The organism is Lysinibacillus sp. JK80 (assembly GCF_027557635.1).
Classification (GTDB): domain Bacteria; phylum Bacillota; class Bacilli; order Bacillales_A; family Planococcaceae; genus Lysinibacillus; species Lysinibacillus capsici.
Genome location: NZ_CP058997.1, coordinates 1,024,683 through 1,048,237, shown reverse-complemented (window position 1 = coordinate 1,048,237; position 23,555 = coordinate 1,024,683). Strand labels below are relative to the sequence as shown.

Genomic DNA, 23,555 nt, shown 5'->3' with positions numbered 1-23,555 from the left:
TTTGTTGTTCGTTTTACAAGGGTAGGGTAACAACTAAAACCAATAAAAAAAGCTCGGGGGAAGAAAAACATGAAACAAGTGGGGACTCTATACTTTTTCTGTGGAAAAATGGGAGCAGGAAAATCAACAAAATCAAAACAATTGGCTAAAGAAAAAATGCGGTACTTTTATCTGAGGATGAATGGCTTTCCTCTCTTTATCCCAATCAGATCACATCATTTGAGGACTATCTAAAATTATCAGCACAGCTCAAGCCGATGTTGAAAAAGCATGTCCAAAACATTTTAAGTGTTGGTACGCATGTAGTAATGGATTTTCCAGGTAACACTCAAAAACAGCGAAAGTGGTTTTTGGATATAGCGTCAGGCGTCAATGCAAACCATCAACTAATCTACCTTAATTTAAATAACCAGCAATGCTTGCGTCAAATTGCGCAAAGGCGTAACGAACAACCCGAAAGAGCAGCTTTTGACACGGAAGCGACGTTTATTGAAGTTACTAAATTTTTTGAAGCACCAGAAGCTTCTGAGGGTTTAAATATATGGGAGTTTAGTGGGAAAGAATAACACAGAGTTATAGCACCAGGAAAAATTAGCTGGACTAAACCGCCTATAGAATTGTCATATGTAATTTATGCGGTTTATGAAGAAATTTTGAAAATTATATTGACAAACTATTTTTTTTCTGTAAAATGAAAAACAATTCAAAAATATTTGTATAGAACAAAGGCTATGAAAAGAAGTAGTATCAATTATTTTTACGAACAGAAAGTTACCGGTCGATGAGAGGTGCATGTAAAACGATTGAGAATTCATCTTGGAGCTGTGTACCGAAAGGATTATTCTAAGTAGGCTACGCCGGTAAGCACCCGTAATCATGTGCGAGAGTATCGTCAAATGACCGTACTTCTTAAGGTAAGTAATGTGAATTGCTTATAAATTAAAGGTGGTAACACGAGTTGAATCGTCCTTTTGGTTAATCCAAAAGGACGTTTTTTTTATTCCTTTTTTGAGCAAGTATTTGAAAATCTAAACGTATGAGGAGTAAGCATTATGAAAGATAATCATCAAGATTCACAACTAAAGCGGGAATTAAGTACTCGTCACATGCAATTAATTGCACTAGGCGGGTCCATTGGGGTCGGTTTATTTTATGGCTCTAGTTCAACCATTCAAATGGCGGGACCATCTATTTTACTAGCTTATTTAATTGGTGGGTTAGTTATTTTCACCATTATGCGTGCATTAGGCGAAATGGCAGTAGCAGAACCTGTATCAGGCTCATTCAGTATGTACGCGAATAAATATTTAGGGCGCTTTGCTGGGTTCTTATCTGGTTGGACATATTGGTTCATGTGGATTGTCGTGGGCATGGCAGAACTAACAGTTGTCGGTGTATATATTAACTACTGGTTTCCGGATATTCCACAATGGGTAACTGCTCTTGTCGTCCTTGTTATGATGACGCTTGTAAATTTAGCAAATGTAAAAGCATACGGAGAATTCGAATTCTGGTTTGCGATGATTAAAGTTGTGGCAATTATCGGGATGATCGTTCTAGGATTAGCCATTATTTTCTTCGGTGTCGGCAACCACGGTGAAGCAATTGGCTTTGATAATTTATGGGCACATGGTGGCTTCATGCCAAACGGTTTCCATGGTATTTTAATGTCACTCGTATTAGTTATGTTCTCATTCGGTGGGGTTGAATTAGTGGGTATTTCTGCAGGAGAAGCAAAAAATCCTAGCAAGTCCATTCCATCAGCGATTAACAACATCGTTTGGCGTATTTTAATATTCTACATTGGGGCGCTAGGCGTTATGATGGTTATTTATCCTTGGAACGAAGTTGGCTCAGAAGGTAGCCCATTCGTTCAAATTTTCGATTACGTCGGTATCCCTGCTGCGGCTCACATTATTAACTTTGTCGTTATTACAGCTGCAATGTCTGCCTTTAATAGTGGCTTATATGGTTCAGGACGTATGCTACACAACTTATCGGTACAAAAAAATGGTCCAGAATATTTTAAAACAGTAAGCAAAAACGGTAGTCCGAGTCGAGGGATATTATTTTCGTCAGCTGTGTTATTAATCGCGGTTGTCTTAAACTATGTAGTACCTGAAAAAGTGTTCATCTATATTTCTGCAGTTGCGACGGTTGCAGTTATTACAAGCTGGATGATTATTTTATTAGCACAGTTGAAATTTAGGAAGTCAAAAACGAAAGAGGAAGTAGCCAAACTGAAATTCAAAATTCCGCTTTATCCACTTTCTACCTATATTGCTATTGTATTTTTATTAATGGTGATTGTGTTAATGGCGTTTATTCCAGATATGCGTGTTGCCCTATATGTGGCACCAGTTTGGTTTTTCATCTTATTTATTGGCTACAAAGTAATACATGTTAAAAAGTAGTTACATCTTTTATACTGATACTTCTACTGGCAAATTGTTAAAAAATCATTTTGGTATACTCGATTCATTACGTTTATCTAAGGTTTAATAATTTTTAGCCATTAGTAAAGAATGTGATGAGTGCCTTCATTTATGAATAGGTTCATAATAAAATTGATCTGTATTTAGACAAAAAAGGAGGGGCATGATGGAAGTAGTATATTTGGCTGGTGGATGTTTATGGGGCGTACAAGCTTTTATAAAAACGCTACCAGGAGTTACGTTTACAGAAGCAGGAAGAGCGAATGGAACAAGTCGTACGCTTGAGGGCGATTATGATGGATACGCTGAATGTGTAAAAACAGGGTTTGATCCAACAGTTGTAACCATTAGGGATTTAATGGGCTATTTATTCGAAATCATTGATCCTTACAGTTTGAATAGACAAGGACAAGATGTTGGCGAGAAATATAGAACGGGCTTATATAGTGAAAATCCTGAGCATTTAAAAGAGGCGAAGGCATTTCTTAGAGAGCGAAATGATTACGAGCTTATAATGGTTGAAGTATTGCCCCTTACAAACTATGTCAGAAGTGCAGAGGAACATCAAGATAGATTAACCAGATGTCCAAATGATTATTGTCATATTCCCGCAGAAATTTTAAATAAATATAAATAACGGAATTTACGAGACCTTTCTATGTTATTAGTGCGTCATTTGGATTATCAGGTTATGTATTTGCTAAAACGCAGAAAATTAGAAGGAAATGATAAGTGCGTAAGAAGGGCTAGTGCGGTGTAGCTAAACCCGTTCTATGTAGGCTTGTTCCAAACGGAATTATTCAAGTAAAATAAGAGAGACAGCTATTTGTAAACATTATTTCTATTAATGATAGTTAGAATTAGGAAAATAGTGAATTGGTATATAATGTTGAACAATGTATTATCAAATCAGTACATCACTAAAATAATAGTGATGTACTTTTTTATTTGTAGATCACTTGTATTTTTTAAACAAAATTTAACCGTTTATAAAAAGATGAACTGTTTTTTAGAACTTAGAATGATAATTTAAAAAAGTTTGAACAAAAATCCTGTTATATGCAGGATTTTTCCTTATTCAGCAATCGGGCCATTTAATTGAACGTGGAGATTGTCGAGAAAAGTACTTAAACTAACGGCGCAGTTTAGAGGAAGAAGGATGTTAATTTACAATGATATGTAATCCAAGTAAAATCTAAGAAGGAGGGGTTACATACTAATGAAAAATTGTTTTGTAGAATGAATATAAGGGAGGAAAGTTGACTTGAAATTCACAACAGAAAGATTAACAATTAGACCTTTTAAGAGTACGGATTTACAGGATGTATTTGCTATTTATAATGATGAGGATACATGTAAATTCTTATTACATAATAAATGGACTCAAGAAGATATGCGGGAAAGATTTAATAAGAAGCTAGCAAACAGTGCACTCACTAAAGAATCAATGTTAAGTTTGGCAGTTGTATACGAGACTAAAGTAGTTGGTGATCTATCCGTATGGTATACAGATATGAAAGACACTGTAGAGATTGGTTATGGTTTTTCTAATGAAGTAGCTGGAAAAGGTTTGGCAACAGAAGCAGTTAGTAGTTTGGTTAATAAATTATTTAGTGAATTTAATGTACATCGTATACAAGCCAATCTTGATGCACGGAATACAGCTTCACAAAAATTGTGTGAACGAATAGGTATGAGAAAGGAAGCCCATTTCATCCAAAATTATTGGAATAAAAATGAATGGACTGATAGCCTTGTCTATGGAATGTTATCCTCCGATTTGTAGTAATAGAATTACATCACCTCACCTTTATATAACTCAGCTTTACAGTTATTCAATTAACGGGCGCTTTCCTGGAATAAGGATAGTGCTTTTTTATTAAATACCCATTTAACGGAATAAGTCTTTTAAATTATTAGACCTAATAATAAAAAAGCTGATGAGTTTGCATTTATAACTCAACAGCTTATACTTTAAAATCTATCTATTGTTATATCCATGTTTATGCTTGAAGCAACCTTATTGCCGTCGGCTGCAGCAATCATCAAAGAAGAGGGGCCTGCCTTTTCAGTTTCACCTGCAATATAAACCCCATTTGCTGTTGTTCGTCCAGCACCGTCTGTGATAATTCCTCCGTTTTCATCAAATTGACAATTTAATTGTTCCGCAAATTTATTTGGGCGATAAAAACTAGGAACTACGAAACCACCACTTCTTAGAATGTTTTCACCTGATTTTAATTCAATACTTTCTAAGTAACCATTATCTCCATGTAAGTTTTTAATAACTTCTGTATAAACATTAATCTTTTTACTTTCAAAATCATTTCGTATTTTATTGAATAGTTGATGACCATTAGTAAAAACGATTAAATCCTTTGACCAATTATAAACCAATTTAGTCATATGAATAATGTGGTCATCATTTTCTGCAATTATAGCTAACGGCTTGTCTCTAAGCTCCCAGCCATCACAATATGGACAACTGAATAAACTTTTACCGTAATATTCCCTAATCTGTGACAAGGGAAATACTTCTTGAATACCGGTAGCCAACAGTATTTTTTCTGTTATATAAGATTTATTGTTCGTTGTATTGACTAAAAATAAATTATTTTGTACATCTTTATTTACTTCTATAACTGTCTCATTTGAAATTGACACAGAAGGATAAGATTCTAATTCTTTAATTGCAATATTTTTGAATTCTTGTGGTTTAATTCCATCTCTTGTTAAAAAACCGTGTGACTCTTGCGTTACACGATTTCGATTTGTTCCATTATCAAATATGGCAACTTTTCTACGTGCTCTCCCTAAAGTTAAGGTTGCTCCTAATCCAGCTGGTCCTGCACCAATTACAATACAATCATATTTATTCATCAATTATTTTCCTCCTCCTCTATAATGTATATTATAGAGTTGTAATATCTATAATTAGGGTAAAAGAAATCATGATTTACATAGATTTCTCATTCATTTTGTTAGCCAAATCAACTATACGTGTTTGATTCAATTCATTTAAAAGCTTTTCCTCCGCTGATTCGATCGCTTTCTGAATTAAGCAATCAGGATTATGACCTAGACAATAATCAAAAATAGGCGTCAAACCTTCAATAGCTTTTATAACATCGAGTAAAGAAAATTCTTCCCAACCCGGTTTTAATTTATAGCCACCATTTGCACCTGTGACAGATTCAATCATACCGGACTTTACTAACATTGTTAGTATTTTAGATAAATATGTTGTTGAAACTTCTTGGCGTTCAGCCAATTTTGCCACACCAATATGCTCATTGGGGGGATTAACAGCTAAAAATAGCATGGTGTGTAGAGCGTAGTTAGTTGCTTTTGTTAACTTCATATGATTACTCCTATTATAGATTTAATATATCTATAATATCTACTTAATTTTTAAAAGTCAAATACTAGGTTAATCAACAATCGGGCGCGATTGTGGAGCAACACAGGTAGAAAATAATCAAACGTTTTTATAATAACCTAACTTAAAACTGCTAAAGAAGAATCCCTTTTGATCAAACTTTTTTCAAAAGGGATTCTTCTTGCTCTTACACATAACTCTTGGTGTAGACACTGGAACAAAGCTATGAAGCAAGAGGGTTAAAGCCTTAATCCTCAAAAAGCAAGACATTGGTATGTGAAAAATTGAATGAGATTGATTAAGGAAACAAGCAAATCTGAGAGTCAACTTGCTCAGAAAATGGCTGAGCTTGTTGTGTATAGGGCATGGAGAAGTGGAGAAGAAATATTGAACGTTTACGAACATTTTTTTACTGTGGAAGAGGCTGTTAAGTCAATCGATATATTTACGGAAAATATGAAGAAGCAAGAAGAAGAGTACCTTAAAAAACGAGGTTCAAAAAAGAAAATGTAAAAAAATCAAGTCGCAACTGTCAAAATTCCTTCTTTTGTTATGAGGAAATACAAGAGGACAAAGATATAGCTGACTTGTTTGAAGAGTTGGAGAATATTAAATGATAGAAACAAAAAGTTGGTGCGAAAAGTTATCAGATGCAATTCCTATGAAAAGTTGCTAAGTCAGTAAATGTAGCACCAACTTCAAAAGAGCATGAATTGATGAAAAAATTCAAGTGTCCCTTTTCAATACCTTTGAGGAAATATGGTAAAATGGACAAAAGTAGAGGCTTTGGAGGGATGAGGTTGGCAGAAAAAAGGTTAAAAGTTTGTGAAAAAGGACATCCATTTTACAAAAGCACAGATTGTCCAAGCTGCCCTACCTGTGATCAGGAAAATAAACCTAGCAGTGGCTTCCTTTCCAAATTGAGTTCACCTGCAAGAAATGCATTAGTACACGCAGGTATTGATACGTTGGAAAAACTATCTATGTATACGGAAAAGGATATCTTAAAATTACATGGTGTTGGACCAGCCTCCTTACCGATTATGAAATCATCATTGAAAGAAGAAGGCTTGTCATTTAAATAAGTGAGGGGGAAGACAACAATGTCAACGAAAGAATTGTCACAAGAGCAAACCGAGGAACTAATCAATACTTTGCAAGTTCGCTTCGAGAAAAATACATCTCGCCATGAAGGGCTTGATTGGGCAAATGTCCAAGCTAGGCTAGAGGCTAATAGGGAGAAACTATGGTCGCTCCACGAAATGGAGGCAACAGGCGGTGAACCAGATGTAGTAGGCTATGATGCAAACACGGACGAGTTCATTTTTTATGATTGTTCTGCGGAAAGTCCTAAAGGTCGCAGAAGTTTATGTTATGACCGTGAAGCATGGGAATCTAGAAAAAATCACAAGCCTGAAAATACGGCTATGGATGTTGCCAAGGAAATGGGCATTGAGCTGTTAACAGAGGAGCAATATCGCCAACTACAGGAGCTTGGCAAGTTCGATTTAAAAACATCAAGCTGGGTACAAACACCTGACAACATTCGTAAACTAGGCGGAGCTATCTTCTGCGATCGTCGCTATGACATGGTCTTTATGTACCACAATGGGGCAGAATCCTACTACGCGGCAAGAGGCTTCCGTGGATCGTTCAGAGTTTAAGAAATAAAGGCATATGTCCGATCTGCGGATGAGCATATGCCTTTTTTTATAGAAAATTTTATTTGTTTAAATCAATAATTTTGACATATGGCCTTTTACTTCTTTTGATATATTTAATGTGATTCACACAAGCTCCAAATGCTGAAAACATGATGAATAAAATAGTGATGATACTTGGAATCGACAAATAAATTGGCATAATAATCCAAATTAAAAGTAAAGCATACCAAGAGATAACAAAACTCTTACTATGTCGCCACTGTTTCATTTACGACGCTTCCTTTCTGTATTGGCGATAAACTTACTTAAACAGATATTTATTCAAATGTCATAGACCAATTCCCATCAGCCGTTATATCAAAGTAGTAAATTGAAGTATCCTCTACTTTTTGAACTTTTGAGCCACTGTAAGTACCAATTTCATTAGCTAATAAAACGCTGTCATTAGCTTTCACTACAAAATTCCTAGAGCCGTCATGCGTGAAAGCAACGGTTTTAGCACCTTTTGAAATATTCATAAATACTACGCTATCACCTGTACCTGTAACTTTGCCTTCAGGTGCAACCTCAGCAGGAATCTCTTGGGACATATTAATCGTCCATGGACCACTTGCTGTTACTTCATACTGATATTCACCAGTGGGTACAGCATAAATTTTCTTACCAGTGTAGTTACCAATCTCATTAACAACTAATTTGATCATGTTAGCATTAGCGTCTAATAGTTTAACAGCAAAATTGCTAGACCCCTGATGAGTTGCATCTACAATAACGAAACCCTTCTCTAATTTGAATTTCTTTGTAGCTGTATCACCAGAGCCATTTATTTTTAGAGCTTCTAGTTTAGCGATTCTTTCAGCTTCAGCTTTTGCTTTTGCTTCGGCCTCAGCTTTTGCTCGAACTTCAGCTTCTTCTTTTGCCTTTTGTTCAGCCAATGCTTTTTCTTCAGCTTCCTTTGCTTCACGAGCAGCTTTCTCTTCTGGGGTTTCTTCTTTAGGTTTTGTCACAGTTTCCACTTTTTCATGGGTGTCAGCTTGTTTACCTGATTCTGTTCCATCAACAGGCGTTAATATGAATCCAACAATAAATATAACAACTGAGATACCTAATACAAGTCCGCCCTTCATTTTTTTCTTTTTAATAAGTCCAATCACTATTAATACGAGACCTACAATAAAACCTAAAAAACCTAAAAATGCCAATAATAACGACATATTTCCATACAACCTCCTTTTATATTACTATATAGGAAAGTATAGGTAGATATATACAGAAAATGAAAAGAAGTAGCTAAGTATATTGACACTGCACGAAATAATTTATATTGTAGTTACTAAAAAGGGGGGGGAATTTATGTTAAATTGTTTAAAAATTATTTTTTCCATCACAGGCATATCTTTCGCAGCTTACGGACTAATCACACGAGATTTCCAATTGAATTACCTCATGATATTGTTCTTAGGCTTCTTCATGTTCACTTTAGGTATTCAAGAATTTCAAAAACAGCGAACAGTTTATGGTTGGTTCCTAATGGGGGTATCTGTATTTTCAATCTATGTGTCCGTTCAAAGCTTTGTCTTGCTTTAAAGGAAGCAGCCACTGTTAATTTTCGTAATACCATACATCAATCAAGTCCTTCCAGACATTTTCATAAACCACTTCCAAAGTATATAATGGCCCTTCATCTGGATGGGTTTCAGTTAAAATTTGCATGACATTTTTTTCTGTAGATGTCATGTTCAAATGTTCGTCTTTACCTCACGATTTGCCCCTTGTCCCATCATTATTATTTTAGGATTTCATCAGGAAATGCAAATGTTTTTTCCTCCGTTTTAACTGTTTCATTACACCCTACAAGCAATAACAAAATGAATAATAAGAATATTTTCTTCATTATTTTCCTAGATATTTTATAGATTTGATGAGTCAGACCCGCTCAGCTCATACCAGATATTCATATGTTATAATTTACATAAATTACATAAAATGAGGTGATATGATGGAGAATGAAAAATTAGTTTGCAAGGCTTGTGGTCGAGATAAATTTACGACTGGACAGGTGGGTGGTACTACAAGCCAAGGCAATATACGACCTATTGGAGCAATTATGGCGGTAGGGTCACCACTCCAAATGACTTTTTGTAAAAACTGCGGGGAAGTTGCTTCATTTAAAGTGGTAAAACCACAGAATTTTAAATAATCGTTGAAAGGGTCACTGATAGGAAAGTGATCCTTTTTATATAGTGGATGTTTAAAAGGGGATAAGGATTTAAAAGCATACATATGTTCGACTTTGGTTAATTGAATACCATGATATGAAACCTGTCTTACAAGACAAAACACCCTCTAATAGGTTAAAGGGTGTTTAAAAACTAGATAGAATTTCGATAAGCTCTCAAAGTTGAATGTAAGTTTGAATTCGAACTTGAGATTGATTTTTTATAGTTATACATACCTAATGGACTTAAATGATTAGAACTAGATCCTAATAACCCTTGCTTTACTGCGCTTTTTAACGTTTCAATCTGTTTGCTAGATAGTTTAGAAGTTTTACTTTCTTCAAGAATTTTATTTACATTATTTATTTTTTCTTGATCCTCTTTCGATGTAGCTTTAACTTCCTTGCTCATTTGTCGCGTCAACCCATAATACTTAGACGAGGACTTTCGTGACATTAAATATTGCATAGTAGAGAAATTGGTCGTCATCATGATAAATTATCACCTTCCTAATTACATTTTTTGTTCCATAGTTGTTATCGTACTGAACTTGAAAATATTTAGTATATTTACTTTTATTAGTAATTGATTGTCAGGTTTAATCAGATTAGATGATGGTACCAGTAAGCATTGAAAGAACGTGGAGAAATACTATCAAGAACACAGTATTAAGTCAGTTGGATATAAACTATCATAACTACCACTGCCGAAGAAGCATATATTGAATATGAAAATTTGCAATATCAATATATATTGAACGGATGGTTTGCATTACAGAAGGAAAAAAAGTAATAGGTAAAGAATATTTATTGTGGAAGACCCTATTAAAACTAGATGAGTTTGTTGATAGGAGGGATACAATTTAACAAGTAATTTGTGATGTGAAATAGAGCTCTAAGTAAAGTGAGAAGTCGCTGTACAAGCAAAGAATAATTCTAAGCTGTTAATAATTAAACAATTAACAGTACTATTAACGTTTGTTAATAGAAACGACATTAAATGGCTATAAAAATTAATAAGTGAAGATGAAAGATACTTATTCCAAACTAAACTAAGGAGTGTTATTTGAAAAATATTATTATTAGCATAGTATTCTTATTAAGCTTTGTCGTTTCATTTCTTTCAATAAATACAGTCACCTTTGCTGCAGTTGATTTCTCTGATATTGAGAATTCCTATGCAAAAAATGCTATCAACGAGTTAGTTGAAAAAGGCATTATAAATGGTTATCCAGATGGTGAATTTAGACCAACATCAGCAATTACAAGACAAGATTTTGCTATAATTTTAGCGAAAGCACTGAATTTGAATCTAACTAACTCTCCAAGTACTCCAACATTTACAGATATTCCAACAACTCATTATGCTTATCCAGCTATCGAAGCAGCAGTTAAAGCTGGATTAATAAATGGGATAGGTGATGGGAAGTTCGGCGTTGGCTCAGGTTTAACACGTCAAGAAATGGCCACTCTATTTGCTAGAGCATTAGGTGGTGAAACTAATGGCCTTGGCGAACAGCTTACTTTTGCTGACCAGCATAAAATTTCTGCTTGGGCAAGGGATGCGGTAGGTTTTGCAGTAGCATCAAACTTAATGACAGGCGATACATTAAATCGTTTCAATCCACAAGGAATAGCTGAAAGACAACAAGTTGCCCTTGTTGCTTCTCGATTTTTAAAGCAGATTGATAAAGTAACACCAGAACCAGAACCAAAGCCAGAACCAAAACCAGAACCAAAACCAGTACCAAAGCCAGAGCCAAACCGGTGCCAAAACCAGAACCAAACTCAGACTCAGACTCAGATCCATCACCAACACCAAGTGTAATTCCTGTAGTCGGGATTACATTGAATGAGGTGATAGAAAATCTTAAAATTGGTGAAACAAAGACATTAACAGTAAATGTTGTACCCGCAAATGCGACAAATAAACTTGTGAGATGGACTTCCTCAGATCTGAACGTTGCAACTGTTAACGGGCAGGGAAAGTAATAGCGACTGGTATAGGTACTGTGACCATAACAGCAACAACGGTAGATGGACTAAAATCGGCTTCAGTTACTTTCACAGTGACCCATAGCAATGGTGCAGTGATTACTGGAGTAGGAACGTCATCATCTGTTTTACAACTGGGAGAAACTACTAGTAGAACAGCAGAAACAACCGAATCAGGCACGATAACGTGGTCATCAAGCAATACAGGCGTTGCAACAGTTCATTCAGGTACAGGTGAAATTACTGCTCACACACCAGGCATCACAACCATTTCGTATACAAGTAGTAATGGTAAAATGAATTCTGTGAGTCTCACTGTATATGATGAGGCAACAGCAAAAAGCCCAACATATTCGCAAGTACTGCAAATGGATGAAGTAATAACAGCTTCAGTAGAAGCAGGCTTATCTGCAACAGCAACAAACAAAAGTTTTGTAGCTAAACCAACAAGTGTAGCGACAGTGAATGCTACAACTGGCCAAGTAACAGTTAGTGGTGCAGGTAGCTCAGTTATTACGTATGTAGGAATGGATGCTAATGGCGTAGTAATTGAAAAAGGTACGACAACTGTGACAGTTCATCCACAAGCAGCAGTAGCAGCAATACCCATGGTGCCAGCACCTTATTCAGTTATTGGCTGGGGCTCAGCAGCAACTAATTTTACGCCTCCAGGAATCGGACAATCCATCATCTGGACTGTAACAAATGGTACAGGAGCTGCAACAATTCAGCAAAGTACAGGGGCTATAAGAGGTGTTACAGCTGGTGATGTAACGGTAAACTATAAAATAGTAGATAATAACACTAGAGTAGTAGCTTACAAGTCAGCACCCGTAACGGTGACAATTCCAGATACACCAAGAGTTAATATTTCACCACCATATGTTGATGGTGGGACATTTGGTGGACCTTATTCCATGTCAACTAATGTGAATTTGACGGTTGCCATAATAGGGGAAAACAATTCAACTGTCATTTTCAGTAATCCGAGAAGTAATGATGACAATATTGCCACTGCAACGATTACGGGTCCAAATCCTTCTGGACATGTTTTTTTAAATGTGCAGAAGATTGGTACAGGAGAAGCTCAGATAACATTTGATTACACAGATATTAACAATAATACTGGGTCGATGACATGGATTTTTAATTTCCAATAGAACTAATTTTACAAGCTAAGGGATGCGTCTATGGACGTGTCCTTTTATAGTGTCGTTCAAAAGAGGCATTGACTAATCATTCCCTCTTTTTTCAGCATAAAGTCGGCAATAAAATCATCACAGCTTGGCGATCAGCCATTCATATATAGTGAACCTCCAAGTAAATTAAGCGAAGCGAAAACAAAGCCAGTTTGATACAAAGCATGTCGCGTGTTGGTCAATGTATTGATACGGACCGATTGAAGCATTTTGGTGCAAAAGCATGGCTTATGTAAATATTATAAGCATACCGTTAGCAGAAACGTTTGAACGGCTTGATTCCTGTCTACTTACAGTTGTTCATTTTGACAATTATGTGAATGGTTTTACCTAACTAACTTTAAATTGTTTTCAAGGGTTTTTGAAGAAAATTCACAGTAAATATTACTTTAGATGTACAAGTAATGCCTTGTACGCCAATAATAAGGAAGGATAAGTGACGTGATTTGGCGTGATTTGTTTTTTATTTATAAATTACGCCAAAATATACATAATAAACGCCAAAAAAATGGCGTTGATTGAGTGTTGATTTAGAAAAGTTAAGAATGTTAGGATAAAATTACCTCGAGGGATATTTACTATAGTAATTCAACAACTATTACTAAATAGTTTACAATAGGAGTTTTTTTCATGAGAAAATTTAAATTAATGACTATTTTAATGATCACAATGACGTTACTTTTTTCAGGGGTCTCTAGTTCGTATGCAATTAGTACTGTTGAAAGTATGAATCAAGAACAAAAATTAGAAAATGATTTAGCAGAAGCACTTGAATTGATTTTTGACAAAGCAGTTTTAAAAAATAATAAAGAAGTTATTGTAGGTTATGATAGAGAAATAATAGAGACAGAATTAAAAGGTAATTCTATGAAAGAGGCGATCATTGAGGGATTAGAAGTAGAAAACCTACTAATTTCTTCTGAAGACGTTAATATAATTTCTGAACCACAAATTACACTATTTGCAGTAGCTTGTGAATGGCATGGTAAAAGAGAAACAATGGAATTTAGAGCAGCAGAAAATGAATGTATTAAAGAAGGTTTATCGAGTTATTTTGGTATTGCTACATCATTAACGATTATTGTTGATGCAATTAGAGCATCTAATTTCAAACAAGCTGCAAAATTAATTTTAAAAGAGTTTCCTAAAAAAGTTGCAGGTGCAACACTTCCAGGTTTAGTAATAAATCTTAGTGTTATCTCAGTAAGCTGTTCTACTAAGATGAACAAACTATTCCCAGGAAGTTCTAATTGTGAATAAGGAAAAATAAAATATGAAATTAATCAGGAACTTTCTAATTTATTTTATAGTCGGTGCGATAATTATAAACATTTCTAAGTTTATTTATAATAAAGAGGACTACTATTTTGATAGTAAAGAGACGATAATGTACGGTATTATCACTATGGTTGTATTTCTCATAATGGATTATGTAAGAAATATAAGTAAGTCCAAAAGTAAATAATTTTGTGATAAACCCAGGTATTCAATAATTTTGAGCCTGGGCTTTTTCCTTTTGTATTATTGGTATATTTAGTAATTAAATATTACTTTATATGAATACATACTAGAAGCGATGAAACATAATGAAAGCTTTGATTGTTCTAATTGTGCAATCACGAAGTCACATTCCCCCCAAAAACCCAAGAAATCAGGCGAAAAGCATGTCTTTGTACATTCACACAAAACCTCTTTGCGAATACATATGAAAGAGGGTAAAAGCATGAACGCTTATGATGAATGTATGCGTTCATGCTTTTTCTATGTCTTGATATATCAACGTTTATAGGGGTTTTTTGAGGTTGGTTTTTTAGAAAAAGTCACGGAAAGTAAACATTTATTCTTAAGTTCTTTTTGAATAAAGTTTAGGTCTAAAAAAAATTTAGAGCAACATTAAAAATAAAGTATAATATATGTAATAAATGGGTTTTACTAATTAATTTAAACACTTTAAGAAGCGAGTGAGATAGAATATGATACTTGTAAATGGAATTATTATGTATTTAGCAACAGTTGGTATAATGTTGCTTATTTTGAAAAAAATTAGTGTTGTTATGCTAAAGGTACAAAATAAATTAAAAGAATTTTTAAATCGAAAACAACTGAACTACTTAAATAATAGACAATTAAAAAATCTCATTAGAACTATAAAAATAGAACTTTTTTTATTAAATATACTTAATAAATTTATTCAAGGTTTCCCATCTAAAGAGGTAAAGAATTACACAAATGAAGAAACTACATACTTTATAAATGGAAATGTAGAATACTATAAATTTTATTTAATTAAGTTCTTACCTATTAATATTTTTAACGTATTAATAGTATTATGTATATTACAATTATTTTATGAAATACCGATAGTTAGTTACATATTTAATATTAATTTACCAACATTCAAAGAGTTGAAAACTTGGATAAGTTTAGCCTCACCACTAATAGTAATTTTAATAATTGTTCTAGCATTTTATTTTTTAAGCCCATCTGGATTAATAAGAACTACAAAAAAAGCTGTTCATAAAGATAATTTAAAAACGCAAATTGAATTTCATTTTAAACATAAAGGGTTATTTTATAGGGCGTTACGTACTGCTAACCAAAATATAGGATATATTATTAATAATCAGAAGGATTTTATTGAAAATAGAATACATAAAAAAGCTTTTTATTTAGAAAATTTACTTGATATTGATGAAATTTCATTATTGGCAAAAGCAATCAATAATTTTAAAGTCGAAAATTCCAATTTGGAACTATTTACTTTCGGGATTAGTCATAAGGTTTGTTATGATTTAGAAAGAGAATTTTCTAAACAAATGGATGAAAATGAAATTTCAGAAATACTGCAAAGTATTTTTATTACAAAAGAATCCTTTGATACGTTTTATTTTTCAAAAAACGATGAGTTTTTAGTTTACAAATTTAGCAAATGTATTTTAAATAGCATTAAATTTCAAATCTATATTCATAAATATCTTAAAATAGTTGAAGAGAAAATTGTTAAAAAACATAATATATTTGATTTCTTATCATTTATCACTAATAAAGATAAATAAACCATAATAATTTAAATGTGGAGATACTCTTTAAGAAATTAGTATCCCCATTTTTATCTTCACACTTCCAACAACTCAGTAAACTTATCATGCATCCTCTCAGTAGCGGCCATGCGCATCCCAGATGTAACATGCAAATAAATCTTCGTTGTTGATCAGAATTCTTATGTCCAACCCGATTCATAATAAAGTTCAAATCCACCCCAGCCTCTGCCAACAGACTAATATGTGTATGCCGGAGGATGTAGGTGCGGAATTGTTTGTTGATGTCGGTGAGTGCACCGATGCGCCGGACGGTTTGGTTGAGCATTTTGACGATAGGGGGGATGCCCTCCTTATCGCCGAAAATAAAGTCGGACTTAGCCCATTCTCGATACTCGCGCCATTTGTAAAGCTGCTTTAATTTCTCCACTACAATATCATCAATATCGACGGAGCGGATGCTGCCTGCAGTTTTGGGTGGGTGAGCTCGAAGTAACCCCTTATACTTTTCTTTGCATACACCGTTTTGTTGATGTGTATGACCTTCTTCTCCAAGTCCACATCCTCATACTTTAAGGCAACAGCTTCGCCTGGTCGCATTCCTGTAAAAGCGATTGCGTAGATTAGCGTGCGATATATGATATTATGATGTTTGTCCACCTAACTTAAAAATTCCTTCAGTTCATTGGTTAAAGCTTCGCTGTGTCCTCACTGCTTGCTTCCTCTAACGTCATTTTCTTCTTCGGCACAAAATTAGCTTCCACAGGGTTCATTTCAATCAATCCAGATTCTTTGGCATAGGCAAATAACATTTTGGCTGTATTATGAGTACCGCGTAGCGTATTATAGGCTGTTCCATTATCAAATAGATGATTGAGCTATCCTTGTAATTCGATAGACGTGATTGCGGTTATTTTCTTTTTCGCCAAATAGCGATTGAGTAGGGAGATGCAATAGGTACCTTTAACTTCTAATATTCTCGTATATTTACTATTTAATATCTATATACAGAAGTTAAATGGAAATCACATCTGGGGAAAAAGATTGCTCGAAATATTGAAGCAAAGAAACGTGGATTTCATTTAAACGCCCTTGCATCTCCTTGGGAGAAATGGGCAAAGATTTTAGATGAATTTAAAGAAGCAAATCGTAAAGGTATAGAAACCTTAAAAACGTAGGTTAATACAGTCGTGAGAAGAAAAGACGAATGATTAAAGACCATTATAAACTTATTTCTCGACATATTGGCTATGAATGCGAAGTACCAAAGGACGTATTAGTATTGACGGCTGTAGTTGATGTTCAAGATGACCGATTAGAAGTAGAAGTTGTGGGTAACTCTTCTTTTGATCCTTTTGTAATAGCCGTTTGTCGTCAGATAGGTTCAGCATTAGAACTGAACTATACAGATAATTTAAAAGGTACAACAATAGAGATCCGTATTCTTATTTAGCGAGTATGGGAATCTCCGAGGCACAATTCAAGCTAGACATTTTAAATGGCTTGGAGGAAGTAAAAGGGGCGGAAATTACAGAAGCGAAAGTTATACTTAGTGATACAAAAACTATTCCAGCAGTGATTATAGATGGTAGGACACACGTTTCAAGTACAAGAGCTAGCCGATCTTTTAGGGTTAAAACTCGTTTATAACAACGAAAGTTAAACAACAAAAATGTATGAAGTAAAAAGATAATATTAACTCTTTTGTAATTCGAAGGCCTGTTACCTTAATTGGTAATGGGCTTTTTTATTTCACAAACATAAAATCAAATAAATTACAATGAAATTAATGGTAATTATTGTTAAGGTTTTGTAAAAACAATAAAATATACTATCAGATAAGAATGTCAAACAAAATCTGATGAAATTAAAATAAATGTAACTTTGGACCTTCTTATTACATAAATACCGCCAAAATATGGCGTGATTGATAGCGTTATGTGGCGGTTATTGTAAATTTAATGTAAATTTTACGCCGAAGAATGGCGTGTTTCAACAATTGAAGTGGGGAAGTTTCCAATAATAGGATAATAATAACTCGAGGGTGTGCTTACTATAGTAATCAGCTTATTAACAGAAAATTAAATTCAATTAATTCATGGAGGGTAAATATATTGAAAAAGTTTATTATTAGTCTAATATCTACATTTTTATTATGCGCAACGATTTTACCAAGCATATCTTTTGCACAAGAAATAAATGAAGGATCTGGCAATGAAAATTATGAATATCCCGAAGGATTAGATAATACCTTTCCTATTGATAAAATTGGTGATGGTGAGGAAGCGGTACAACAATTTTGGGTAGGTCCTATATTCAGAGTGGTTTTACAAGCTGGGAAATATATTTCATCGATGAATAGAACAGGTAAGGTAATAAAAACTGCTAGAAATGTTGTAGCTACAGAAGCTCATATTTTTTCAAAAAAGCATCTTGATGGAGGTATACTGAGATTAGGAAAAGATAGACAGCAAATTGTAGACAGAGGGATTGACATAATATCAAAAAATGACGACAACGGAAAGTTGAAACAAGGGCATAATCAAATTTGGACAAATATCAATAACCAGCCAGCTGAGGTAAGATGCTTTGTGAGTAAGGATGGTCAAATAGAAAGTTTTGATATTTTCTTTCGTGCGGTAAGTACGCCTAAACCAGGTGCTAATTTGATTATTGATTAAGAGGCGAGGATGAAAAATTTCATGAAAAAATTACATTCGAACGGACATTCACTTATACAAAATGAAAATACACTATCTTTCGTAAGTTTTTCTGAAGAAGAGGATAAAACTTACTATTATCAATATAATGGTGAAAATCTAAAGGAAATATCAAAAAAAGAGTATGTGGAAAGTAAATTTGGTGATAAATGGGATGATATATCTAGTCAATTGGAGGAGTCAAATTATTCATACATCGAAAATATAGCGAAATGTTGGATAAATGAAGAAGGAAAAAGAAAATTAATTAGTCTTAGTGAATACTATATTAATACATTTGGGGAAAATTGGGAGGATAAATATGATATTAATATCATACCTCACAATATTTTTTCTGATGTTACTAATTTTATGACATGTGCTATAAGAAATGAAACGATTTGCCTTCTGTGGCCTCATAATATCATACTGCACTTCAATGAGGATGATAAGCTTGTTCAATATATTTTGTTGGAAACCTCTGACTATTATGATACATTGTATAAAATTTGTTCAGATGGACAAGCAGTCTGGGGCGTATCTCCCACTTTGAATTCTGTTGTAAAATATAAATTTCCGAGTTTTGAAATAGAAAAAATCTACCGTTATATGCCTTATGAAGAACTCCCAGGAAAGTCTGAAGGTATAAGTAATGAAATCAATGTAATTTATTGTGAAAATGAGCTAACAGGATTAAATTACCCAGAATATATTTCTTATATCGATGAGAAATTATATATTTGTGATATGGAAAATAAACGAATTGTAACGTTTAATCCAAACAGTGGGAAAATTGAACAATATATCTCTCTGAATTCTAAACCGTTTGAGTTTTTAAAATATAAAAATCAATTTGTTATTCAAACAGACACTGGAATATATTTAATGAATAAGAATGAAAAGAAGGATTTTTCCGATTAGAATTTCTCAAAAAAGACCAGGCGCTCATATAAAATAGAGTACCTGGTTCTTTTTGTTTATTCATCATATTCATCACATGAAGTTCCTTAGCTGTATCTTTTCTTTTTAAAATATACAACGATGTTAAAAATCACTAATACTAAGCATAATGAATAAATGACTATCATTGAGTAATCAAAAAACTTTGGTTCTTTCCAATTGACCATATCTGTTAAGATATACAAAGCAAATGCTAAAGCAGCCACATATCCGATATTTTTCATAATTGAATGGATGTGATAAGATTATAGGGAAGGAGGCGCTAACCTCCTTCTGTAAGTTTTTAGCGACGTTTACCTTTGCGAGAGGGCGTCGCTTTTGTTTTGGCTTATTCTTCATATCGCTAGTGTTTTTTGCGGAACTTGTTAGTAAGTTAAGCACAGTTGCGATAGCTACTAGATAAGCTAGAACCTTATCATAATCCACTTTGTCAACCTCCTTTCTATACTCATGTTATATATCAAGTGATTTATAAAAGTTTTTTCATTTATTTTGCTAAGTGATTATCATAGTATTCACCAAGCATTTCAGCTACTCCTAATCCCATAAGGCTAATGTCACCATCTACATAACGTTTAATTGCCCCTTGTGTAAGCCCACATTCCTTAAAAATGCGATACGACGTATGTTCGCCCTCACCATCTTTAGCAGCCTGTGCAGCCTTAATAACTGCTTCTACCTTTTCTGTAAGTTTCATATGTCATCATCCTTTATAATTTTATTTAATTGCAAATCAAATGGTATATATCAAGTGGTTTTTATTTTATAGAGAACCACTCTTTTTTTTGAGAAACTCTTGGTATATTTTAGGATTCAAAGTTTATTCTATATAAATCCATAATAGGAGAGATGACGCATGGTGAAAGCTTTGAATTGTCCAAACTGTGCTGCAGTTTTTAACCCAAGCAATAAGTCATGTGAATACTGTGGGAGTTACATCATCACCACTGATTCGAAACAATTTAAATATGATCTAAATGAATTTAAACCAACTTATAAAAAGATTTTTTTCCATGAAATTGAGATGGGTACGAATGAGCTACCAATACGCTCTGGAATGGCGAACATTTATTATAGTGCAACTAAATCGGATGGAGGGCGCTTGTTATTAACCAATCAACGCCTTATTTTTTGTGCTCATGCTCTAAACATTAATCCTAATTTATATTGGGAAATTAGTTTAAAGGATTTAGAACGAGCCGAGAATGGTTTAAATCTTCTTATCTCTCAGAGAATTAAGATTTTTGATAGGAAAGATAATGAAACAACCTTTGTCGTTTATGGCGGGAAAACTTGGATAGCTGAAATTGAATGTGCTTTAAACCAAAATTAAATAGAAGTGACCAGGTATTTAATTATCATTAAGCCTGGTCATTTTTCCTCAATGATCCAGTTACATCCCATTTAGTTCCATTTTTTAGGTGTGTAACGACTCAAAATAAAACTACTATCCGTTACACAAAAAAGTCACCAAAATCACGAAAAAGTCACATTCCCCCCGAAAACCCACGAAATCAGGCGAAAAGCATGTCTTTGTACATTCACACAAAACCTTGCTATAATAAGGTTTGCGAATACATACGAAAGAGGGTAAAAGCATGAACGCTTATGATGAATATATGAAGCAGGTTGTGAAGCCGATGCGTGAGGAGCTTGTGGAGGCTGGTTTTACGGAGCTGACGACTGCGGATGCGGTGAATGAATTTATGGCGGAGACGAAGGGAACATCGTTAGTGGTGATTAACTCGGTTTGTGGTTGTGCGGCAGGGCTTGCTCGTCCAGCGGCGCGTGAGGCAATTGCAGCGGTGAAGCCAGATCATCTTGTGACGGTGTTTGCGGGGCAGGATCCAGAGGCGACTGCGGCGATGCGTGGTTATTTTGAGGATGTGCCACCTAGCTCACCATCTATGGCGATTTTAAAGGATGGGGAGTTGGCTTACTTTATCCCACGTGAACAAATTGAGGGATTCCCTGTGGAGCAGATTGTCTCTCATTTAACTGGCGTGTTAGAGCAAACATGCGAGAACTAAAAACGATTGTGACGACAGCGGGCAGACCAGACGATGTATCGATGGCGCTCGCTGCTTTTGCATGTCAAGAATTAGGTGCTGCGTTTGAGCCACGGAACAAGCGCTCTGTTCGCAAAATTTCGCAGGAGTTGCAGGCACATGTTATGGTCGCTGGGAAGAATCGCTTTGAGTATTATGCCTATGGGGCGCAGGAGCCGTTTTTCTTTCACCCCAATTCTGCGGCGTTTCGATTAAAGCGTGTGGCCCGTGGTGAGGCAGAGCCTTTTTTGGGAGCGGCACAGCTTCAACTGGGGGATTCGGTGTTGGATTGTACGTTAGGTTTAGCGGCAGATGCCATGTTAGCGGCTTATACAGTGGGTGAAGCAGGTCGTGTTGTGGGACTGGAAGCAAATCCAAATGTAGCGTTTATTGTTAGACAGGGGATGCAAGCCTATGATACATCCGAGCTACCGTTAACTGCCTGTATGCGACGCATCGAGGTAATACAGTCTGAGGCTGTTCGCTATTTAAAAACCCTACCAGACAACGCATTTGATGTGGTTTATATGGACCCAATGTTTGAGAAGGTTATAGAAGAGGCCAATAATTTTCAGGCATTACGGCTAGCAGGGGAGCATGTCACATTAACCGATGAATGGGTTTATGAAGCCAAGCGTGTAGCGAAAAAGCGTGTGGTGTTAAAGGCACATTTTCGCTCAGAGTGGTTTGCGACCTATGACTTTCAGCAGCATGAACGGATAACTGCAAAATTTCATTATGGTGTGTTAGAGGTATAGAGGCTTGTTCTTGAGACAAGCCTTTTTTTAGTATATGGTAATAAAAGAGGAGGGTGGAATAATATGGTGAACAATGATAAACGAACTCCCTTTGAGCTAGACTTGCTGGCGAATGCACAGTCGTTGATCTGCACGAAACCTCCTATTCCATGGGCGTATGAAACGAGCATTGCTGCCAATGGTGTTTTGGCTTGCGGTTGGGATCATAAGGAAAACATCGTGCTAATTAGTGGCTCTGGCTATAGTGTCACTGAGCCTATAACAGGTCGTCGTCTTCATCGAGAACGAGATATGGATGAAACCTACGACAGAATGAGTGATGACCGTTTAACGTTTCAATTGCCTCAGGGGACAATATCTATTTTCGGCTTTGAAGCTGGGGATGGGATTCATATGACAGCAGATGGCTGGCAGGTTGAAGTTATTTATCCTTGGTGGCCACGTGCAACAGTAGTAATCGATTATCTTTATATAACTAATTATACTTATTTAAAAAATGCGACAGCTATTGATTTACAGCGATTGGATGGCATGATTAAATGTGGATTTTCGCCATCTGGCAAGCATTTAATAATAATGGGCTCAGGCGGTGCATTGATTTATTCGAGAAAGGGATGAGGTCATGGATGATGAACAGAATGGCTATGTTTCCATATGGGCTGGTAATTTTACAAGCGAAGAACAGTTACATACATATCTTGCCACTGTCTATCAGGGAGAAGATGAAACGGACGAAGCCTTTTCACAAAAGTTAGCAAAGCTTTTTTTACCAGAAAATCAGCACCGTACTTGTGAGGAAGAGTTTAAAGCACTTTATGATGAGTTCTACAATCAATTTGAATACGATTTCGGCTTAACCTTCGACGAGGATTTTTGTGAAGCGCTATTTTACGAAGCAGCTTCACACCAACTTAAGCAACTACTTTGTGATGAATTTTCCTATTCGCAGCAATTTAAACATCAAGTGCTAGCCAAAATGGGCAATGAACTACAGAAAGCTTATAATGCAATAATTTTACTATATGACATGAAATATGAGGGTCACATTCAATCTGTAAGCCATGAAGCGTTTCATATCGATTTTGTATGCTCTATTAAATTGCAGGAAATGTGATGAAAGGAGATTTTGATGATGTTACCAGCAAAAATTCCTCGTTAAGCC

31 protein-coding genes, 1 pseudogene and 1 other annotated feature are annotated in these 23,555 nt (G+C 35.0%); of the genes and pseudogenes, 23 read left to right on the top strand and 9 right to left on the bottom strand.

Annotated features, from left to right (window positions below):
• The first annotated feature begins 69 nt into the window (after positions 1-69).
• The 4 genes and pseudogenes from HXV90_RS05530 (at position 70) to HXV90_RS05515 (ending at position 4,221) form a co-directional block, all read left to right on the top strand.
• Positions 70-566: pseudogene (locus tag HXV90_RS05530) on the top strand (AAA family ATPase).
• A gap of 156 nt (positions 567-722) precedes the next feature.
• Positions 723-974, top strand: a binding site (T-box leader).
• Between the two features lie 78 nt (positions 975-1,052).
• On the top strand, positions 1,053-2,414 hold the full coding sequence (locus tag HXV90_RS05525; RefSeq protein ID WP_112117983.1) for an amino acid permease: 1,362 nt from the start codon (positions 1,053-1,055) through the stop codon (positions 2,412-2,414).
• Between the two features lie 187 nt (positions 2,415-2,601).
• Positions 2,602-3,072 (top strand): peptide-methionine (S)-S-oxide reductase, encoded by a 471-nt coding sequence (locus HXV90_RS05520; protein WP_269899026.1) that lies wholly within the window; start codon positions 2,602-2,604, stop codon positions 3,070-3,072.
• A gap of 627 nt (positions 3,073-3,699) precedes the next feature.
• Positions 3,700-4,221: a GNAT family N-acetyltransferase gene (locus tag HXV90_RS05515; protein ID WP_258861002.1), complete on the top strand. Its 522-nt coding sequence runs from the start codon at positions 3,700-3,702 to the stop codon at positions 4,219-4,221.
• A 188-nt stretch (positions 4,222-4,409) separates the two neighbouring features.
• Here the strand turns inward: HXV90_RS05515 and HXV90_RS05510 are convergent, their stop codons facing one another.
• Together HXV90_RS05510 and HXV90_RS05505 are read right to left on the bottom strand one after the other, a co-directional pair.
• Entirely contained in the window at positions 4,410-5,315 is a 906-nt protein-coding gene (locus tag HXV90_RS05510; protein ID WP_103118001.1) for an NAD(P)/FAD-dependent oxidoreductase, read from the bottom strand.
• 76 nt (positions 5,316-5,391) lie between these two features.
• A complete protein-coding gene (locus HXV90_RS05505) occupies positions 5,392-5,796 on the bottom strand; it encodes an Rrf2 family transcriptional regulator (RefSeq protein WP_269898569.1) in 405 nt (134 codons plus the stop codon).
• Positions 5,797-6,102: 306 nt separating this feature from the next.
• Here HXV90_RS05505 and HXV90_RS05500 point away from each other — a divergent pair, with 306 nt between their 5' ends.
• The 3 genes from HXV90_RS05500 to HXV90_RS05490 all read left to right on the top strand — a co-directional run bounded on the left by HXV90_RS05500 (position 6,103) and on the right by HXV90_RS05490 (position 7,478).
• A complete protein-coding gene (locus HXV90_RS05500) occupies positions 6,103-6,327 on the top strand; it encodes a hypothetical protein (protein WP_269898568.1) in 225 nt (74 codons plus the stop codon).
• A 281-nt stretch (positions 6,328-6,608) separates the two neighbouring features.
• Positions 6,609-6,899 carry an RNA polymerase alpha subunit C-terminal domain-containing protein gene (locus HXV90_RS05495; RefSeq protein ID WP_269899025.1) on the top strand — a complete coding sequence of 97 codons (291 nt, stop codon included), beginning with the start codon at positions 6,609-6,611 and terminating at the stop codon, positions 6,897-6,899.
• Between the two features lie 18 nt (positions 6,900-6,917).
• The gene (locus tag HXV90_RS05490; protein WP_269898567.1) at positions 6,918-7,478 is read left to right on the top strand and encodes a DUF4256 domain-containing protein; all 561 of its coding nucleotides are present in this window, start codon (positions 6,918-6,920) and stop codon (positions 7,476-7,478) included.
• Between the two features lie 58 nt (positions 7,479-7,536).
• On the opposite strand, the gene HXV90_RS05485 is transcribed toward HXV90_RS05490, so the two are convergent.
• Together HXV90_RS05485 and HXV90_RS05480 are read right to left on the bottom strand one after the other, a co-directional pair.
• Positions 7,537-7,746, bottom strand: a complete 210-nt coding sequence (locus HXV90_RS05485) for a hypothetical protein (protein WP_048393776.1) — start codon at positions 7,744-7,746, stop codon at positions 7,537-7,539.
• A 49-nt stretch (positions 7,747-7,795) separates the two neighbouring features.
• A complete protein-coding gene (locus HXV90_RS05480; RefSeq protein WP_103118006.1) occupies positions 7,796-8,692 on the bottom strand; it encodes a hypothetical protein in 897 nt (298 codons plus the stop codon).
• Positions 8,693-8,831: 139 nt separating this feature from the next.
• Between HXV90_RS05480 and HXV90_RS05475 the strand changes: the two genes are divergently transcribed.
• Positions 8,832-9,065 (top strand): DUF3953 domain-containing protein, encoded by a 234-nt coding sequence (locus HXV90_RS05475; RefSeq protein WP_112117993.1) that lies wholly within the window; start codon positions 8,832-8,834, stop codon positions 9,063-9,065.
• A gap of 15 nt (positions 9,066-9,080) precedes the next feature.
• Here the strand turns inward: HXV90_RS05475 and HXV90_RS05470 are convergent, their stop codons facing one another.
• Positions 9,081-9,215, bottom strand: a complete 135-nt coding sequence (locus HXV90_RS05470) for a hypothetical protein (protein WP_269898566.1) — start codon at positions 9,213-9,215, stop codon at positions 9,081-9,083.
• A gap of 262 nt (positions 9,216-9,477) precedes the next feature.
• Between HXV90_RS05470 and HXV90_RS05465 the strand changes: the two genes are divergently transcribed.
• Positions 9,478-9,678 carry a hypothetical protein gene (locus HXV90_RS05465; protein WP_004228479.1) on the top strand — a complete coding sequence of 67 codons (201 nt, stop codon included), beginning with the start codon at positions 9,478-9,480 and terminating at the stop codon, positions 9,676-9,678.
• A gap of 172 nt (positions 9,679-9,850) precedes the next feature.
• On the opposite strand, the gene HXV90_RS05460 is transcribed toward HXV90_RS05465, so the two are convergent.
• The gene (locus HXV90_RS05460) at positions 9,851-10,108 is read right to left on the bottom strand and encodes a hypothetical protein (RefSeq protein ID WP_244904994.1); all 258 of its coding nucleotides are present in this window, start codon (positions 10,106-10,108) and stop codon (positions 9,851-9,853) included.
• Between the two features lie 654 nt (positions 10,109-10,762).
• On the opposite strand from HXV90_RS05460, the gene HXV90_RS05455 reads away from it, so the two are divergent.
• The 5 genes from HXV90_RS05455 to HXV90_RS05440 all read left to right on the top strand — a co-directional run bounded on the left by HXV90_RS05455 (position 10,763) and on the right by HXV90_RS05440 (position 15,946).
• On the top strand, positions 10,763-11,524 hold the full coding sequence (locus HXV90_RS05455) for an S-layer homology domain-containing protein (protein ID WP_269898565.1): 762 nt from the start codon (positions 10,763-10,765) through the stop codon (positions 11,522-11,524).
• On the top strand, positions 11,464-11,688 hold the full coding sequence (locus HXV90_RS23500; protein WP_442916332.1) for an Ig-like domain-containing protein: 225 nt from the start codon (positions 11,464-11,466) through the stop codon (positions 11,686-11,688). Before HXV90_RS05455 ends, HXV90_RS23500 begins: the two co-directional genes overlap by 61 nt.
• Before the next feature lie 20 nt (positions 11,689-11,708).
• Complete coding sequence (locus tag HXV90_RS05450) at positions 11,709-12,851, top strand: Ig-like domain-containing protein (protein ID WP_269898564.1); 1,143 nt, start codon at positions 11,709-11,711, stop codon at positions 12,849-12,851.
• Between the two features lie 669 nt (positions 12,852-13,520).
• Positions 13,521-14,150, top strand: a complete 630-nt coding sequence (locus HXV90_RS05445) for a hypothetical protein (RefSeq protein ID WP_066037853.1) — start codon at positions 13,521-13,523, stop codon at positions 14,148-14,150.
• Positions 14,151-14,887: 737 nt separating this feature from the next.
• Positions 14,888-15,946 (top strand): hypothetical protein, encoded by a 1,059-nt coding sequence (locus tag HXV90_RS05440; protein WP_139111242.1) that lies wholly within the window; start codon positions 14,888-14,890, stop codon positions 15,944-15,946.
• On the opposite strand, the gene HXV90_RS23495 is transcribed toward HXV90_RS05440, so the two are convergent.
• Complete coding sequence (locus tag HXV90_RS23495) at positions 15,930-16,358, bottom strand: tyrosine-type recombinase/integrase (RefSeq protein ID WP_442916331.1); 429 nt, start codon at positions 16,356-16,358, stop codon at positions 15,930-15,932. The genes HXV90_RS05440 and HXV90_RS23495 overlap by 17 nt on opposite strands.
• A 259-nt stretch (positions 16,359-16,617) precedes the next feature.
• The gene (locus HXV90_RS05435; protein ID WP_256389913.1) at positions 16,618-16,740 is read right to left on the bottom strand and encodes a hypothetical protein; all 123 of its coding nucleotides are present in this window, start codon (positions 16,738-16,740) and stop codon (positions 16,618-16,620) included.
• Between the two features lie 219 nt (positions 16,741-16,959).
• Here HXV90_RS05435 and HXV90_RS23490 point away from each other — a divergent pair, with 219 nt between their 5' ends.
• From HXV90_RS23490 to HXV90_RS05420, 4 genes are all read left to right on the top strand, one after another.
• Complete coding sequence (locus tag HXV90_RS23490; RefSeq protein WP_139111245.1) at positions 16,960-17,106, top strand: terminase gpA endonuclease subunit; 147 nt, start codon at positions 16,960-16,962, stop codon at positions 17,104-17,106.
• Positions 17,107-17,135: 29 nt separating this feature from the next.
• Complete coding sequence (locus tag HXV90_RS05430; RefSeq protein WP_269898563.1) at positions 17,136-17,381, top strand: terminase gpA endonuclease subunit; 246 nt, start codon at positions 17,136-17,138, stop codon at positions 17,379-17,381.
• Positions 17,382-18,042: 661 nt separating this feature from the next.
• Complete coding sequence (locus HXV90_RS05425; RefSeq protein WP_269898562.1) at positions 18,043-18,609, top strand: polymorphic toxin type 35 domain-containing protein; 567 nt, start codon at positions 18,043-18,045, stop codon at positions 18,607-18,609.
• 21 nt (positions 18,610-18,630) lie between these two features.
• Complete coding sequence (locus HXV90_RS05420) at positions 18,631-19,548, top strand: hypothetical protein (protein WP_139111243.1); 918 nt, start codon at positions 18,631-18,633, stop codon at positions 19,546-19,548.
• A gap of 526 nt (positions 19,549-20,074) precedes the next feature.
• On the opposite strand, the gene HXV90_RS05415 is transcribed toward HXV90_RS05420, so the two are convergent.
• Complete coding sequence (locus HXV90_RS05415) at positions 20,075-20,284, bottom strand: hypothetical protein (RefSeq protein ID WP_257961105.1); 210 nt, start codon at positions 20,282-20,284, stop codon at positions 20,075-20,077.
• 159 nt (positions 20,285-20,443) lie between these two features.
• Between HXV90_RS05415 and HXV90_RS05410 the strand changes: the two genes are divergently transcribed.
• From HXV90_RS05410 to HXV90_RS05390, 5 genes are all read left to right on the top strand, one after another.
• On the top strand, positions 20,444-20,920 hold the full coding sequence (locus HXV90_RS05410) for a hypothetical protein (protein WP_269898561.1): 477 nt from the start codon (positions 20,444-20,446) through the stop codon (positions 20,918-20,920).
• A gap of 265 nt (positions 20,921-21,185) precedes the next feature.
• Positions 21,186-21,617 (top strand): BrxA/BrxB family bacilliredoxin, encoded by a 432-nt coding sequence (locus HXV90_RS05405; RefSeq protein WP_004228455.1) that lies wholly within the window; start codon positions 21,186-21,188, stop codon positions 21,615-21,617.
• Positions 21,605-22,393 (top strand): class I SAM-dependent methyltransferase, encoded by a 789-nt coding sequence (locus HXV90_RS05400; RefSeq protein WP_269898560.1) that lies wholly within the window; start codon positions 21,605-21,607, stop codon positions 22,391-22,393. Before HXV90_RS05405 ends, HXV90_RS05400 begins: the two co-directional genes overlap by 13 nt.
• Positions 22,394-22,456: 63 nt before the next feature.
• Entirely contained in the window at positions 22,457-23,011 is a 555-nt protein-coding gene (locus HXV90_RS05395) for a hypothetical protein (RefSeq protein WP_269898559.1), read from the top strand.
• 4 nt (positions 23,012-23,015) lie between these two features.
• Positions 23,016-23,507: an immunity 22 family protein gene (locus tag HXV90_RS05390; protein WP_269898558.1), complete on the top strand. Its 492-nt coding sequence runs from the start codon at positions 23,016-23,018 to the stop codon at positions 23,505-23,507.
• Positions 23,508-23,555: the final 48 nt, after the last annotated feature.

Coding starts and splice junctions, on each gene's coding strand:
- HXV90_RS05440 (WP_139111242.1), top strand. CDS start 14,888: ATGTATTTAGCAACAGTTGGTATAATGTTGCTTATTTTGAAAAAAATT.
- HXV90_RS05420 (WP_139111243.1), top strand. CDS start 18,631: ATGAAAAAATTACATTCGAACGGACATTCACTTATACAAAATGAAAAT.
- HXV90_RS05460 (WP_244904994.1), bottom strand. CDS start 10,108: ATGAGCAAGGAAGTTAAAGCTACATCGAAAGAGGATCAAGAAAAAATA.
- HXV90_RS05525 (WP_112117983.1), top strand. CDS start 1,053: ATGAAAGATAATCATCAAGATTCACAACTAAAGCGGGAATTAAGTACT.
- HXV90_RS05465 (WP_004228479.1), top strand. CDS start 9,478: ATGGAGAATGAAAAATTAGTTTGCAAGGCTTGTGGTCGAGATAAATTT.
- HXV90_RS05505 (WP_269898569.1), bottom strand. CDS start 5,796: ATGAAGTTAACAAAAGCAACTAACTACGCTCTACACACCATGCTATTT.
- HXV90_RS05410 (WP_269898561.1), top strand. CDS start 20,444: ATGGTGAAAGCTTTGAATTGTCCAAACTGTGCTGCAGTTTTTAACCCA.
- HXV90_RS05480 (WP_103118006.1), bottom strand. CDS start 8,692: ATGTCGTTATTATTGGCATTTTTAGGTTTTTTAGGTTTTATTGTAGGT.
- HXV90_RS05475 (WP_112117993.1), top strand. CDS start 8,832: ATGTTAAATTGTTTAAAAATTATTTTTTCCATCACAGGCATATCTTTC.
- HXV90_RS05485 (WP_048393776.1), bottom strand. CDS start 7,746: ATGAAACAGTGGCGACATAGTAAGAGTTTTGTTATCTCTTGGTATGCT.
- HXV90_RS05435 (WP_256389913.1), bottom strand. CDS start 16,740: ATGTTATTTGCCTATGCCAAAGAATCTGGATTGATTGAAATGAACCCT.
- HXV90_RS05500 (WP_269898568.1), top strand. CDS start 6,103: ATGAGATTGATTAAGGAAACAAGCAAATCTGAGAGTCAACTTGCTCAG.
- HXV90_RS05395 (WP_269898559.1), top strand. CDS start 22,457: ATGGTGAACAATGATAAACGAACTCCCTTTGAGCTAGACTTGCTGGCG.
- HXV90_RS05390 (WP_269898558.1), top strand. CDS start 23,016: ATGGATGATGAACAGAATGGCTATGTTTCCATATGGGCTGGTAATTTT.
- HXV90_RS05445 (WP_066037853.1), top strand. CDS start 13,521: ATGAGAAAATTTAAATTAATGACTATTTTAATGATCACAATGACGTTA.
- HXV90_RS05415 (WP_257961105.1), bottom strand. CDS start 20,284: ATGAAACTTACAGAAAAGGTAGAAGCAGTTATTAAGGCTGCACAGGCT.
- HXV90_RS05490 (WP_269898567.1), top strand. CDS start 6,918: ATGTCAACGAAAGAATTGTCACAAGAGCAAACCGAGGAACTAATCAAT.
- HXV90_RS05400 (WP_269898560.1), top strand. CDS start 21,605: ATGCGAGAACTAAAAACGATTGTGACGACAGCGGGCAGACCAGACGAT.
- HXV90_RS05495 (WP_269899025.1), top strand. CDS start 6,609: ATGAGGTTGGCAGAAAAAAGGTTAAAAGTTTGTGAAAAAGGACATCCA.
- HXV90_RS05520 (WP_269899026.1), top strand. CDS start 2,602: ATGGAAGTAGTATATTTGGCTGGTGGATGTTTATGGGGCGTACAAGCT.
- HXV90_RS05470 (WP_269898566.1), bottom strand. CDS start 9,215: ATGACATCTACAGAAAAAAATGTCATGCAAATTTTAACTGAAACCCAT.
- HXV90_RS05510 (WP_103118001.1), bottom strand. CDS start 5,315: ATGAATAAATATGATTGTATTGTAATTGGTGCAGGACCAGCTGGATTA.
- HXV90_RS05405 (WP_004228455.1), top strand. CDS start 21,186: ATGAACGCTTATGATGAATATATGAAGCAGGTTGTGAAGCCGATGCGT.
- HXV90_RS05430 (WP_269898563.1), top strand. CDS start 17,136: ATGATTAAAGACCATTATAAACTTATTTCTCGACATATTGGCTATGAA.